Origin of the sequence: Pseudoalteromonas tetraodonis, assembly GCF_002310835.1 — a bacterium.
GTDB classification, from domain to species: Bacteria; Pseudomonadota; Gammaproteobacteria; order Enterobacterales; family Alteromonadaceae; genus Pseudoalteromonas; species Pseudoalteromonas tetraodonis.
This window is the reverse complement of record NZ_CP011041.1, coordinates 1,372,625-1,387,107: the sequence shown is the minus strand read 5'-3', so window position 1 is coordinate 1,387,107 and position 14,483 is coordinate 1,372,625. Positions and strand designations below refer to the sequence as shown.

General features: G+C 40.5%; 10 protein-coding genes. 7 read left to right on the top strand and 3 right to left on the bottom strand.

Going from position 1 to position 14,483, the window contains the following annotated elements:
• Positions 1–77: 77 nt before the first annotated feature.
• Genes PTET_RS06455 through PTET_RS06435 form a run of 5 tightly spaced genes read left to right on the top strand, consistent with a single transcriptional unit; the run spans position 78 to position 6,654 of the window.
• Positions 78–1,133, top strand: a complete 1,056-nt coding sequence (locus PTET_RS06455) for an agmatine deiminase family protein (protein ID WP_096038365.1) — start codon at positions 78–80, stop codon at positions 1,131–1,133.
• Entirely contained in the window at positions 1,130–2,023 is an 894-nt protein-coding gene (locus PTET_RS06450) for a carbon-nitrogen hydrolase (RefSeq protein ID WP_008109825.1), read from the top strand. The genes PTET_RS06455 and PTET_RS06450 overlap by 4 nt, the downstream gene beginning before the upstream one ends.
• 50 nt (positions 2,024–2,073) lie before the next feature.
• Positions 2,074–5,547 (top strand): transcription-repair coupling factor, encoded by a 3,474-nt coding sequence (mfd, locus tag PTET_RS06445; protein WP_096038364.1) that lies wholly within the window; start codon positions 2,074–2,076, stop codon positions 5,545–5,547.
• Positions 5,547–6,383, top strand: coding sequence for a peptidoglycan binding protein CsiV (locus tag PTET_RS06440; RefSeq protein ID WP_096038363.1), 837 nt, complete (start codon positions 5,547–5,549; stop codon positions 6,381–6,383). The genes mfd and PTET_RS06440 overlap by 1 nt, the downstream gene beginning before the upstream one ends.
• A gap of 16 nt (positions 6,384–6,399) precedes the next feature.
• Positions 6,400–6,654 carry a hypothetical protein gene (locus tag PTET_RS06435; RefSeq protein ID WP_013464674.1) on the top strand — a complete coding sequence of 85 codons (255 nt, stop codon included), beginning with the start codon at positions 6,400–6,402 and terminating at the stop codon, positions 6,652–6,654.
• 23 nt (positions 6,655–6,677) lie between these two features.
• Here PTET_RS06435 and PTET_RS06430 read toward each other — a convergent pair whose 3' ends face one another.
• The 3 genes from PTET_RS06430 to PTET_RS06420 form a co-directional block, all read right to left on the bottom strand.
• Entirely contained in the window at positions 6,678–8,045 is a 1,368-nt protein-coding gene (locus PTET_RS06430; RefSeq protein ID WP_096038362.1) for a hypothetical protein, read from the bottom strand.
• Positions 8,046–8,152: 107 nt separating this feature from the next.
• Entirely contained in the window at positions 8,153–10,840 is a 2,688-nt protein-coding gene (locus tag PTET_RS06425) for a TonB-dependent receptor (RefSeq protein WP_096038361.1), read from the bottom strand.
• A 754-nt stretch (positions 10,841–11,594) separates the two neighbouring features.
• Positions 11,595–12,023, bottom strand: a complete 429-nt coding sequence (locus PTET_RS06420) for a hypothetical protein (RefSeq protein WP_013464671.1) — start codon at positions 12,021–12,023, stop codon at positions 11,595–11,597.
• A gap of 337 nt (positions 12,024–12,360) precedes the next feature.
• On the opposite strand from PTET_RS06420, the gene ccoN reads away from it, so the two are divergent.
• Entirely contained in the window at positions 12,361–13,794 is a 1,434-nt protein-coding gene (gene ccoN / locus PTET_RS06415; RefSeq protein WP_013464670.1) for a cytochrome-c oxidase, cbb3-type subunit I, read from the top strand.
• A gap of 12 nt (positions 13,795–13,806) precedes the next feature.
• Positions 13,807–14,481 (top strand): cytochrome-c oxidase, cbb3-type subunit II, encoded by a 675-nt coding sequence (gene ccoO, locus PTET_RS06410; protein WP_013464669.1) that lies wholly within the window; start codon positions 13,807–13,809, stop codon positions 14,479–14,481.
• The last annotated feature ends 2 nt before the right edge of the window (positions 14,482–14,483 follow it).

The window sequence follows — 14,483 nt, the reverse complement described above, 5'->3', positions numbered from 1 at the left end:
CCAAACGCTCATTTAGAAGTGACTTAGCAGTAATTGAACTGCTAAACTAGCCCCATCTTTATTTGTATTAAAAATCCATGAACTTTAGACTTTTACCTGAATGGGCCGAGCAAGACGCTGTTATGCTTACATGGCCGCATAAAGACACAGATTGGGCTGATAATTTAGCCCGTGTAGAACCTGTATATATTGAGCTTGCTAAGCATATAACAACGCAGCAAAAGCTTGTGATTGTGGCGCATAATAGCGCCTTAAAAATGCATATTACAGCATTGCTAAATAGCGCTAACATCCCTTTGAATCGTGTTCATTTTGTAGTAACCCCTACCAATGATACGTGGGCTCGCGATCATGGCCCGCTTACTTGTAGCGCTATTGACTCACCCGAGCAACTAAAAGTATATGATTTTACTTTCAATGGTTGGGGCAATAAATTTGAAAGCGCATTAGATAATCAAATTAATCGTACTTTGGTAAAAGAGTTAAGTAGCAAAAAAAACCACTATCAAGCGCTCGATATGGTACTTGAAGGTGGCGGTATTGAAATAAACGAGCATGGTGTGTTGCTAACAACCAGCGAATGTTTGCTTAATAAAAACCGTAACCCAAATTTAAACCCAAGTGACATAGAAGCGCTTTTAAAAGCGCACTTGGGCGCAACAGACTTTTTATGGGTTGATCATGGCTATTTAGCAGGTGACGACACCGACAGCCACATTGATACCTTAGTGCGTTTTGCACCAAATAATACCCTTGTGTATGTGCAATGTGACGATAAAAGCGATGAGCATTTTAGCGCGCTAGATGCCATGGAAAAACAACTAAAAAGCTTTAAAACCGCTGATAACACCCCATATAAGCTAATTGAGTTACCGTGGCCAAAAGCCGTGTATGATGATGAAAATACGCGTCTACCCGCCACCTATGCAAATTACTTAATTATTAATAATACGGTATTAGTGCCTACTTATGACGATGCAAGCGACCAACGCGCTTTAACGCAAGTTCAAAAGGCATACCCAGAGCACACAATTATTGGTGTAAATTGTTTACCTATTATTGAGCAATTTGGCAGTCTTCACTGCATTACAATGCAATTACCCCGTGGATTTTTAGCTGGAGCAGCACAATGACAAGCCCTGCACATTTATCAGTTGCCTTAGTGCAACAAAGCAACAGTGACAACGCTGAACATAACATTGAAAAGTCAATTGCGGGCATTCGCGATGCAGCAAGTAAAGGCGCGCAACTTGTTGTACTTCAAGAATTACACCGTAGTTTATATTTTTGCCAAACCGAAGACGTTGATGTATTTGATTTGGCCGAAACAATACCAGGCCCAAGTAGTAATATTTTAGGTGAACTCGCCAAAGAGCTTGGTATTGTGATTGTAGCGTCATTATTTGAAAAACGTGCTACGGGCCTTTACCACAATACCGCCGTGGTGCTTGAAAAAGACGGCAGCATTGCAGGTAAATACCGTAAAATGCATATTCCAGACGACCCAGGGTTTTATGAAAAGTTTTACTTTACTCCTGGGGACTTAGGCTTTGAGCCTATTCAAACCTCAGTAGGTAAACTAGGTGTACTGGTATGTTGGGATCAATGGTTTCCTGAAGCCGCGCGTTTAATGGCAATGGCCGGTGCTGAGCTTTTAATTTACCCAACAGCTATTGGCTGGGACCCTCGCGATGATAAAGACGAGCAAACCCGCCAAAAAGATGCTTGGGTTATTTCACAGCGAGCGCATGCGGTTGCTAATGGCGTTCCGGTGATTAGTTGTAACCGTGTTGGCCTTGAGCGCGACCCGAGCGGTCAAAGTGACGGTATTCAATTTTGGGGCAACTCGTTTATTGCAGGCCCTCAAGGTGAAATGTTGGCAGAGGCTGATAACCAAAATGAACAAATATTAATGGTAAAACTTGATCAAAAACGCAGCGAGAACGTAAGACGTATCTGGCCGTATTTACGCGACCGTAGAATTGATCATTATCAAGATTTAACAAAAATTTACCGTGACTAAATAATAATGTGGCTCTTACTCGTTAAGAGCCTAATTTAATGGAGTAATTAATGGCGTTTGAGCAATGGGCAGCCTTGCCTTGGGTAAAATCTCAAAAAGATAAAATTCAATGGGGCGAACTTTTAGGCAGTGGCTTAAGCATTGCTATTGCACAAGGTGTAAAACAGCAAGATAACTTGGTGTTAATTGTTACCCCTGATACTCCAAGTGCTCTGCGCCTTGAAACAGAATTAGAGTACTTGCTGCCTGATAACCCAGTGATGGTTTTTCCAGATTGGGAAACATTGCCTTATGATCACTTCTCTCCCCACCAAGATATTATTTCAGCGCGCTTAGCAACACTCAATACACTGAAAAAAGAGCAACAAAGCGTGCTCATTGTGCCGGTATCAACCTTGATGCTGCGTACTGCACCAGCATCATTTATATACGGCTCAACGCTGAATTTTAAAGTAGGCGATAGATTAGACACCCATGCCCTGCGAGAAAATTTAGAGCAAGCGGGTTACTTACATGTGCAACAAGTCATGGAACATGGCGAATATGCCATACGCGGCTCTATTGTTGATTTATACCCCATGGGGAGTAAGCATCCATTTAGGCTCGACTTTTTTGATGATGAGCTAGATACCATCCGTTTATTTGATGTGGAAACTCAGCGCTCAGACGAAAAAGTAGACAAAATTGAGCTACTGCCTGCTCATGAGTTCCCTACTAACGAATCAGATATTGAACGTTTCAGAATAAGCTATCGTGAAAAATTTGGCGCAAGTGCTGAGCAAGACTCAGTCTACATGCAGGTCAGTAAAGGCAATTGGCCAGCAGGTATAGAGTATTACATGCCGCTGTTTTTTGAAGGCTTAGCAACCATATTCGACTACTTACCTGACTCAACAACCGTCATGCAGTTAGGGGATTTAGAGCATGCAGCGGATAACTTTTGGCACGATGTTAATGTGCGTTATGAGAACCGCCGTGTAGATCCTCTGCGTCCACTATTACCGCCCGATGAATTATATCAGCCAATTAATGAGCTGTTTTCCAATTTAGGCAATTATGGCCGCATTCGCCTATCGCAAGCAAAGCTAGGCACCAAAGCAGGTAATAAAAACCTCGCAGTTAATGAATTGCCCAATGTACGCATCGATCATAAACAACATCAACCCTACGATGCATTTATAAATTATGTGGCAGAACAAAAAAAGAAAAAAGGCCGAGTTGTCATCAGTGTTGAGTCGGACGGTCGACGCGAATCATTACTGAGTATATTAAAACCTAGCGGCTTAAAATTTAAAGAATTTGATAGTTTTGAGCAGTTTACCAACAGCAGTAATGACGTTGGTTTAATTGTCAGTCCGCTTGAGCAAAGTGTAGTGCTTAGTACTAAACCAAGCTTGAGCATTATTACCGAGCAAGAATTGCTTGGGATCAAAGTATCACAACGCAGACGTCGTAAGCACAAGTATGAAGCAAGCCAAGACGCACTAATTCGTAACTTAGCAGAGCTTAAAGAAGGTCAACCGGTTGTGCACCTTGACCATGGTGTGGGCCGTTATCAAGGGCTGCAAACGATTGATGCCGCCGGTGTGGTGACTGAATTTGTAACTATTACTTATGCAGGTGAAGCAAAGCTTTATGTGCCGGTATCGGCACTTCATATGCTTAGTCGTTACTCCGGCGGTGAAGAGGCCAGTGCGCCACTGCATAAGCTCGGCTCTGATGCCTGGGATAAAGCGAAAAAGCGCGCCGCCGAAAAAGTACGTGATGTAGCCGCAGAGTTACTCGACATATATGCACAACGCCAAGCTAAGCCTGGTAATAAGTTTACGCTTGATGGCCAAGCTTATCGCCAATTTAGCGATAGCTTCCCGTTTGAAGAAACGGATGATCAACGTAACGCCATTGAAGCGGTGCTTGGTGACATGCAGTCAAAACAAGCCATGGATCGCTTAGTATGTGGTGATGTAGGTTTTGGTAAGACCGAAGTAGCTATGCGTGCAGCCTTTGTAGCAGTTAACGATAATAAGCAGGTGGCTATTTTAGTCCCTACCACCCTACTTGCTCAGCAACACTACGATAATTTTAAAGACCGCTTTGCTGATTTTCCAATTGAAGTGGGTGTGCTGTCACGTTTTAATTCGACCAAAGAGCAAAAAGAAACCCTTGAAAAAATGAGTAATGGCAAGCTTGATGTGGTTATTGGCACGCACAAACTAATTCAACAAGACATCAACTTTAAAGATTTAGGCCTGTTAATTGTTGATGAAGAACACCGATTTGGGGTGCGCCAAAAAGAAAAAATTAAAGCCCTGAGAGCTGATGTTGACATACTCACCCTGACCGCTACGCCTATCCCCCGTACTTTAAATATGGCCATGAGTGGTATGCGCGATTTATCTATTATTGCTACCCCACCGGCTAAACGCTTAGCCGTTAAAACGTTTGTGCGCCAACGCGACGAAGAGCTTATTCGCGAAGCGGTACTGCGTGAAATTAAACGCGGCGGCCAGGTGTACTTTTTACACAACAATGTAGAAACCATTGAGCGTGTTGCTCAAGAAATTAGCGAATGGGTGCCTGAGGCAACAGTTACCTCAGCCCACGGGCAAATGCGAGAGCAAGAGCTTGAGCAGATCATGACCGATTTTTATCACCAAAAATACAATGTACTGGTATGTACTACGATTATTGAAACCGGCATTGATGTACCCACAGCAAATACCATTATTATGGACAGAGCCGATAAACTCGGTCTTGCTCAGCTGCATCAATTACGCGGACGTGTTGGTAGAAGTCATCACCAAGCCTATGCTTATTTACTCACAGGTAACCCTAAAGCGCTCTCTAAAGATGCGAAAAAGCGTTTAGATGCCATTGCCTCATTAGAAGATTTAGGCGCAGGCTTTGCCTTAGCAACCCACGATTTAGAAATTCGTGGTGCCGGTGAGCTATTAGGAGACGATCAATCTGGACAAATACAAACCATTGGCTTTAATTTATACATGGAAATGCTTGAACAGGCTGTTAACGCGCTTAAAAATGGTCAAGAGCCAACCCTTGAAAATTTATTACAAAAACAAACCGAAGTTGATTTAAAGCTACCTGCCTTGTTACCTGATGATTATATTCATGATGTTAACGCGCGTTTAGGTATGTACAAGCGTGTAGCAAGTTGTGCTAACCTTGCTGATATTGATGAACTGCAAGTAGAATTGATAGATCGATTTGGTTTATTACCTGATGCAGCTAAAAACCTATTTAGTTTACAACAACTAAAAATGCAGGCGAGCAATTTGGGCATAACCAAAATAGAAGCTAACCCGAAAGGAGGCTACTTTGAGTTTAGTCAAAATACCAAGGTTAATCCTAGCTTCATTATTGGTTTGATACAAAGTGCGCCACACATTTATAAAATGGATGGCGCAAATAAATTACGCTTTGCCATTAGCGAGGCGAATGCCCGTGAACGCTTAAAAATGATCACTGCTATGATTGCAGATTTCGAAAAAAAGGTTAGCCATTAATGTTGCTGAAAAAATCGCTGGTTATTTTATGCTGCTTATTTAGCAGTACTGCATTTGCAGAGCGCTGGTTTGAAGTAGAAGTGTTAATATTTAAACAGCGCCCTGCTCCTTACTTACAAGAAGACTTTAGCTTAAAGCATGACGCCATTGAAGATAAAAACACCTTAGATTTATTGGCCTCTGCTTATAAAAACCAAGCAATGGACGCGTGTATAAACGGTGACCCACGCTTTCAAACACGCACATTTGCTGACACTTTGGTTAATTCAAACCCACAGTCTGCAGCGTGTAACGACAGCATTGATTATGTAAAAAGTTACGATGTGCTGCCAGTAACCCCTCAGGCACCAGCACTAGAGACGATGGAGCAAACTTACCTGTTAGCCCCTGAGCAATTGCAGTTCGAATCGCAACGTCAAGCTTTAGACCGCAAAGGACTCACCCCTATATTACATACCGGCTGGCGGTTTGAAGGCGCAAGTAAATCACGCTCCCCTAGTATGCACTTATTTGCAGGCAACCAATTAAAAAACAATATGAACACCGGTTTTAGTTACGCCAATTCCGACTTTATTAGCTTACTTGATACTCCTGAGCCATTGTTTAATAAAGCACAGTCTCCGACCATGAAATGGGAGTTAGATGGCTTATTGAAAATACATTTACGCCATTATTTATACATTAATGCGGATTTCGACATTAGTGAAAAGCAAGATAATGGTGAGCTAGAATCAGCCCGTTTTTCACAATTTAGACGCGTTTTCAGCGAAGATATTCATTACTTTGATCATCCTCGTATGGGTATGATTGTACAAATTCGAAAATTTAACCATTAACAGTAGGAAAATAATAATGAAGAAGCTCCTAATAATTGCTGCAGCACTGAGTCTTGCTGCTTGTTCAAAAGTAAGCATGGAAAATTACGAAAAAATTAAAATTGGTATGGACAAAACAGAAGTTGAAGCACTTTTAGGCAGTGCTGATAACTGTGTAGAAAAAACATTACATACTAGCTGTACTTGGGGTGATGACGCTAAAAACATCGAAATTACCCTGGTATCAGACAAAGTAACGCTTTACAGCAAAAAAGGGCTAACGGATAAATAAGGACAACAAAGGAATAACGTATGTTATTCCTCTTTTTTTTCATCGCTGGTGTAAATAAGCTCTATGTTGACTATTTTACTGCGGTTTAAAGTGATTTTGTAACGCTGATAGAGCGTTTTATTCGGTTCGGTTAGAACCAATACCATGTTTAACTGATAGCGTCTTTCGACTCCCTGTTTAGAAATTTTATTGTTTTCTAAATGATAGAGCTTCCCTTCCCCTTTTTTTAAATAACGTGCAAACGGCGCGAGATTAAATTGCAGCGTTTGCTGCAAGCTATCGTAGCCTGGCAAAAATTCTTTAGCACTTACCCGAGTTTCACTAGCAAAATGCAGCCATTGCGCCGCCTGTTTGTTTTGCTGACGACGCTTAGAAAAAATTTTCCTCACTTCTTTGGGGATTTTTTTAAACCGGGTGTACTCTAACCAAATAAACTGACTCGCCACTTTATCTTTTGTGATACTGTTTTTAAAAATAAAGCGCCATTTTGGCCGCCCTCGCACAATAGCACGCCAAATAATACGGGTAATATCTTCTTTAAATATTTCTCTCAGCCCGTAAATAACCCCTAAAATTAGAATTAATGAAGCGGTTATTTCAGTAAAGGTAGAACGCGCATTTAAAATAACCACCATCACAAAAGCCATTATAACAGCTGTTACAGAGCCTTTTACCAACCGCTTTAAATAGCTATTAAGATAGCGTGTTTGGCGCTGTAAAATCACTCCATGCTCTATTAAACGCTGGAGTAAACGCATCTTATTAGTAATTCTGTTGGCGTCTTTAAGTGTTGAATCAGAATTATATTGCTGCTCTGCTCGATACTCACTCTCTGACTTACAAAAGTTTAATAAGTCGTTTCGTTCTTTAGCGTGATCGCTACTACGCGGGCCTTCATCAAGTAGCTTTAAAAAAGTTTGTTCAATTTGCCAGCTTAGGTAGTTATCAGCATTAGTATAAAACGGGATCAGCTTTTCGTTATCTGGGGTGTAACGTCTGAGTTTTCTAAGTAGGCTTTGGCTTTGTTCACAGAGCTCCATGGCTCGTTGATAAAACTCATCGCTTTCTTGAATTTTTAACGCATCTTTAATATCGGCATCAATTGCCAGACGCACTTGATAACAATATAAATTTAAATTTTGTCGGTAATCTTGCTGCTCACCTTTGTTTTTACTCACAAAGCGGCTTCGTACCAATGGAAGATGAATGTTATTCGCGTTATAGGCTACAAAAGATTTAAATTGGTTATTAAAGTAAGACTCTTCGCTGAGTGTTTGCGCGTTAATACCCATTTCGTTTGGGATAGAAAAATAAAGATCGAGACGCTGCTCTGCACGCGGTGATAGTTGCGGTTCAATAACAAACGATAAATTTTCGTCTTGCTTTAACAATGATGCCTCCTTCGGTTATCTACCTGAGTTTACGTGCCTCTTTAATTTTGTTCAACAAAAAAGGCCTAGTAAAAACTAGGCCTTTTAGTAGTTCTAATGAATTAAAATTAGAACTTAACGTTTACGCCAGCGAATAAACGACGACCTAACGTATCAAACGTGTACGGGTCAGTGTTTGAATCGTTATTACCTGAGTAATACGGTGGCTCTTTATCAAATAAGTTATTAACACCTGCAGACAATGTCACTGTATCATTAATTAAGTAAGATCCACTAATGTCATGGTACACAACTGAAGGCGTTGAAGGTGCATAACATGTCTCACCATCAATACATGCGAAGCTATCTAGGCCAGCAATGTAGCGTGCTTCATAAGTTGCATCCCAGTTATCTCCTTTAACTGTTAAGTTAAAGTTTGATTTGATATCTGCGTAACTACCAGCTCCACCCGTAATGTAACCAGCGTAATCTACAACAGCACCCGTATCAACAACGTATTCATCTAAATATGTTGTATCAAGGCCAGCTCTCCAGCTTAAGCCTAATGCATCAAATGAATACTTCAGATTTAAGTCAATGCCAGATGTTTTTTCAGAACCAATATTACGAAGCTGATTATTGAAAACAATGCGACCATCAGCTTGTAAAATTGCACCTGTGCTTGCACAAAGTTCGTTTGAACTGCTGTTTGAATTACCAATACATTGATCAACAACGAATTGGTTGTTGTATGTTGAAATAGCATTTTCGATTTCAATGTCGTAGTAATCTACGGTCATTGAGAAACCTTCAAACCATTGTGGTTCGTACACCACACCAAACGTTAAAGTATCAGCTTCTTCTGGTGTTAGATTTTGATTACCGCCCACAGTTACTTCTGCCTGGCTATCAGCACCTGGGTATTTTACTTGCTCATAAGATGGCGCATTACCTGAGTAAAGCTCATCTACCGTTGGAGCACGGAATGCGGTTGAACGTACGCCACGGAACATCAATTCATCATTTGCTTTCCAAGTAAAACCAAGTTTCCATGTTTCATCAGAACCAAAAGTGCTGTAATCAAACGCGCGGATTGCCGCACTTAATTCAACATATTCTGCAAATGGAAGCTCAGATAGTAAGGGTAATGCAAACTCAACATAAGCCTCATTCACATCAAACCCACCACTTGTTGGATCTACACGTGGATCGTTACCTAGACCTTGAGCAGCAATTGAATCAGGATTATACCATGCCTTTTCTTGGCGACGCTCTACACCCGCTGCAAATGCAGCATAACCTGCAGGTAGCTCAAACATTTCACCAGATAATGAAGCTGCCAAAATAAATAACTGGCTTCCACCTGAGTTTTGCTCTGTGTATATATAATCTTGAATGTTTTCTTGTGACCAAGATGCCTCATTTAAAGGCTTAAATGTACCTGCAGCTAAGTCTTCTGTGATTGCAGAAACGTTGTGCAGATTACTCATTTTATCAACAGAATCATTGCGACCAAAGTTTGCTGATGCATCCCATGAATAATCACCAATAATACCTTCAGCACCCACAACAACACGAACAGTATCAACTGTTTGCGATAAGTCACGAGTACCACTTTCAGCCATACGACGACGGTAGCTTATTTCATCACCATAGGCGTAATTAGTCGGTGTTGTAACGTAATTATCATTAGCATCTTTTACAAATGCACCGTTAACGACTTGTCGCTTATCATAAGTTTGTGACAGTAAGCTGTCACCCATATCTTCGGTATATTTAAAGCCAAAGTTGATAGGCTGTGGTGCTAACTTTTGCTCTGACCAGCGCTTAGTATAGGTAAACTCGCTGAAAAGCATTGTGTCATCATTTAGTTCATAATTACCTAAACCTGTGATGTTTAAGCGTTCCATAGGTGTGTATAGGTAGCTTTTAGACGCATAGTTGTATGCATCGTTTTCATCGGTATAGCGGTGTAAGTTACCGCCAAGGCCACTTAAACCAGCATCGTCAGCAACACCCTGCTTCTCGATTTCACCTTTATCGTTGATGATATTAGCTGTATTAACATTGTAAATATGGCCGCCTTCGCTGAATGAAGAACCGCCACAGAAAAGTCCATTTTCGCCTTCAAATAAAGGACATGATGAGAAACCACGATCACCTTGACTTGCTTCACCACGATCAGTGTATTGAATACCAAAAACCATATTACCTTTGTCAAATGTTGTACCTAAGGTAAAGTCGATTGATGTTTCTGACGCATCATGTTTTGAAGTCATGGCTGTGTTGACGTTTAAATCTAAACCTTCAAAGTCATTTTTAAGGATAATATTTACAACACCCGCTACAGCATCTGTGCCGTATACAGCAGAAGCACCGTCTTTAAGTACTTCAATTTGTTTGATCATTGATACTGGAATAGTATTTAAATCAACCGTTGAAGCCGCACCAGTACCTGAATTGATCATACGACGACCATTAACAAGTACTAAAGTACGCTGTGAACCTAAACCACGTAAATCTATAGATGCACCACCGCCAGAGCCATTATTAACGCCAGGGTTTGTCATTGCACCACCCGTAGCCGTCATTTGTTGTAATACGCTATCTACAGATGTTGCACCTGATGCTTTAATTTCATCGGCACCGATAAGTGTAACTGGGCTAGCAGTTTCCATATCTGAACGCTTAATACGAGAACCCGTTACTTGAATTTTTTCAATTGACTTTGCTGCTTCGTCTGCAACTAAAACCTGAACACTTGAGAACATTGGGATCGCTGCAATTACAGCTAAACCAAGAGTTGATTTTTTCATGGATGAACCCTACTTGTTGAAAATTTACCTAAATTGGTAATGCTCACTTTTATGAGAATTTTGAGTGAGCGGGAGCAACTTAGGCGCCTTTAACTGAACGAAAACTTAACGAACGATCACTATGCAATCAATGAAAATTAAGACGTCCCACGAAAGGAACAAAGGTTACAGTATGTTTCATTGTTAATTAATAAAAACATTTAGAAATCATAAACTAAAGACCAAGCAATCACATAAAAAACACAGCTGAAATCAAATGAGTAGAGTTTGTAATCAAATGTAATTATTACAATAATGTGCCCTAAACAGGAAAATTAACATGTTAATCACAGCTCGTTATTAAAACGGTAAAACTAGGTGTTAATTACTAACCATATTTATGCAAGTAGATTGTTTATTTAGTCTGATTTTTTTGTTATAAGTTTTAATCATGCAAATTTTATGTGTATTGAAGGTTTAAGACGGGCTGCCAATTAAACTAAAAACGGCTATCAAAGTGGATCCATTAGATAAATCTACATATTAATGACATGGGTGCTTTATTGCACGTATGAGCACAATTGAATAAGTAAGCCAAGCAGAGCTTAAGTTATAAACTTGGAAGGTAAATGGATATGTAAAAGCTATATTAAGAATGGTTATTTTATCAGATAGACTTTAATTGCAGATAACTATTAAATGTGAGGCATTTGGCTTTGCCGCTATAATTTTACGGGAATGGCGCAGTTAAAAACCACGCCTGAGTAGAAAGCCTTTAATAGGTAACGTTAAAAAAATATTCAACATTTTCACTTATGCCAGTGTTTGTATCGACAGTAGTAAGAATAAGCTTCCACACCATGTTTTTTTCTGAGCAAATCCCTACCATAGTATTAGCTACCCAAACGCTGCCCTGATTTTTAAATTGTACGGGAATGTAACCCATATACATGCTAACGCCTTCTAATTTAGCTGCAGTTATTGTTACACCAGTCGGTAACTGAGTGTAAATTGAAAACGGTGTCTCTGGTGATAGGGTTTCTTCGCTTAGCCAAACTTTAACTTGATTTGGAAAAATACACGGGTTGTTATTTTTACACTCTGTTTGTGATTGATTTACTTTTGGTGTTGATGTTGATCCAGAAAAGTCACAACCTAGTAAGAATAGTAGAAAAGAAAGTAAACATACTCTATATATATACATGCAGGTTCTCAAAGTATCTAATGTATTAGCCCAACATTTGGGCACGTTGGTTGATTATCGGCTTTAATGGGCAAGTAAGGTACAAATCACCTCAAAAAATAGACAGCAAGTTAATAAAGTTTGATTGATGTCATATTATTACGCAATTGACCTATCTTTTTAAGGCCAAAAAATTTATCATTTCAACCGCAAAAAAAACAAGTATTTCTTGAGATTATTATCTTTAACAACCACATATTGTGGGTTTTAGATAGTATACTTTGGAATAATAGTAGGTCCTACTTTTACAAGTAGGTAATTCATTTCTAAACGCATTTATTGCAGCGGAAGCCAGAAAATGAGCCAAACAGTAGCATCACAAACTGAGTACAATTATAAAGTTGTACGCCAATTCGCTATTATGACAGTGATTTGGGGCATCGTTGGCATGGGTATTGGGGTTCTGATAGCTGCCCAATTAGCTTGGCCAGCTCTTAACTTTGACACACCATGGTTAACTTACTCTCGACTTCGTCCGTTACACACGAACGCAGTAATTTTCGCATTTGGTACAAGTGCACTTTTTGCGACGTCTTATTACGTCGTACAACGTACATGTCAAACGCGCCTTCTTTCAGACAAATTAGCCGCCTTTACCTTTTGGGGTTGGCAGTTAGTTATTGTTCTAGCAGCAATTACTCTACCTATGGGTATTTCAAGTTCTAAAGAGTATGCAGAACTTGAGTGGCCAATCGATATCTTAATTGCTGTTGTTTGGGTAACTTACGCTATTGTATTTATGGGCACTATTGCAAAACGCAAAGTAGCGCATATTTATGTAGCTAACTGGTTCTATGCTGGTTTCATTATTACCGTTGCTGTTCTACATATTGTTAACAGCATGGCAGTCCCAGTCTCATTGACTAAATCATATTCAATCTATGCAGGTGCCGTAGATGCAATGGTTCAGTGGTGGTATGGCCACAACGCAGTAGGCTTCCTTCTAACTGCGGGTTTCTTGGGTATGATGTATTACTTTGTACCAAAGCAAGCGGGTCGCCCTGTTTATTCATACCGTTTGTCGGTTGTTCACTTTTGGGCACTTATCTCTCTTTACATTTGGGCAGGTCCTCACCACCTTCACTACACTGCGCTTCCTGATTGGACGCAAAGCTTAGGTATGGTGATGTCTATTATCTTATTCGTACCGTCTTGGGGTGGTATGATCAACGGTATTATGACGCTCTCAGGTGCATGGCATAAGCTACGTACTGACCCTGTTTTACGTTTCTTAGTGGTTTCATTGTCTTTCTACGGTATGTCGACGTTTGAAGGCCCGATGATGGCAATTAAATCTGTTAATGCGTTATCGCACTACACAGATTGGACTGTAGGTCACGTTCACTCAGGTGCATTAGGTTGGGTTGCGATGATTTCTATCGGTGCTATTTACCACCTTATCCCTGCGTTATTCTCGCAAGGTCGTATGTACAGCATTAAATTAATCAATACACACTTCTGGTTACACACAGTGGGTGTTGTTTTATACATTGTTGCAATGTGGATTTCAGGTGTAATGCAAGGTCTAATGTGGCGTGCAGTTAACTCTGACGGTACATTAATGTACAGCTTTGTACAGTCGTTAGAAGCCTCTCATCCTTTCTATGTTATGCGTTTCTTAGGCGGTGTATTCATCGTTACAGGTATGCTGGTTATGGCTTATAACGTTTATCGTACAGTTTCAGCGAAAAATAACTCGTTAGAACTTGATGAACAAGCGCAGTTAGCATAACGGAGTTAGATAATGAGCAATAAAAATTCACAAAACAAACACGAAATTATCGAGAAAAACATTGGCCTCATGGCCATCTTGACTGTTTTCGCAATCAGCTTCGGTGCATTAGTAGAAATTACGCCGCTAATGTTCCAAGACGATACAACCAAGCCAGTGGATGGGTTACGCCCGTTAAACGCACTAGAGTTTGAAGGTCGCGACATTTATGTACGTGAAGGTTGTGCTAACTGTCACTCTCAAATGATCCGTCCATTTCGTGATGAAGTTGAGCGTTACGGTCACTACTCTGTAGCAGGCGAGTCAGTATGGGATCACCCTTTCCTTTGGGGTTCTAAACGTACTGGCCCTGACTTAGCACGAGTAGGTAAACGTTACTCAGATGATTGGCATTATGCGCACTTAATGGATCCACGTGCCGTGGTTCCTGAGTCTAATATGCCAGGTTTCCCTTGGTTAGCAGAGAACACGCTTGATACAAGTCTGACTCTGAAAAAACTACAAATTTTCCGTGACACGTTTGCTATTAATCCAGAAAACCCAAAACACCCGGGTCTAGGTTATGGCAGTGACGAGGAATTAATCGCTGACATTGCTAAGGTTGATGCAATGAATGACGGTAAAGGTGCAACAGAAATGCAAGCCCTTATCGCTTATTTGCAACAACTTGGCACACATTTGAAGTAGAT

Excerpts from the sequence above, each read along its gene's own strand:
- ccoO (WP_013464669.1), top strand. The coding sequence starts at position 13,807 with ATGAGCAATAAAAATTCACAAAACAAACACGAAATTATCGAGAAAAAC.
- PTET_RS06420 (WP_013464671.1), bottom strand. The coding sequence starts at position 12,023 with ATGTATATATATAGAGTATGTTTACTTTCTTTTCTACTATTCTTACTA.
- PTET_RS06435 (WP_013464674.1), top strand. The coding sequence starts at position 6,400 with ATGAAGAAGCTCCTAATAATTGCTGCAGCACTGAGTCTTGCTGCTTGT.
- PTET_RS06440 (WP_096038363.1), top strand. The coding sequence starts at position 5,547 with ATGTTGCTGAAAAAATCGCTGGTTATTTTATGCTGCTTATTTAGCAGT.
- ccoN (WP_013464670.1), top strand. The coding sequence starts at position 12,361 with ATGAGCCAAACAGTAGCATCACAAACTGAGTACAATTATAAAGTTGTA.
- PTET_RS06455 (WP_096038365.1), top strand. The coding sequence starts at position 78 with ATGAACTTTAGACTTTTACCTGAATGGGCCGAGCAAGACGCTGTTATG.
- PTET_RS06425 (WP_096038361.1), bottom strand. The coding sequence starts at position 10,840 with ATGAAAAAATCAACTCTTGGTTTAGCTGTAATTGCAGCGATCCCAATG.
- PTET_RS06450 (WP_008109825.1), top strand. The coding sequence starts at position 1,130 with ATGACAAGCCCTGCACATTTATCAGTTGCCTTAGTGCAACAAAGCAAC.
- mfd (WP_096038364.1), top strand. The coding sequence starts at position 2,074 with ATGGCGTTTGAGCAATGGGCAGCCTTGCCTTGGGTAAAATCTCAAAAA.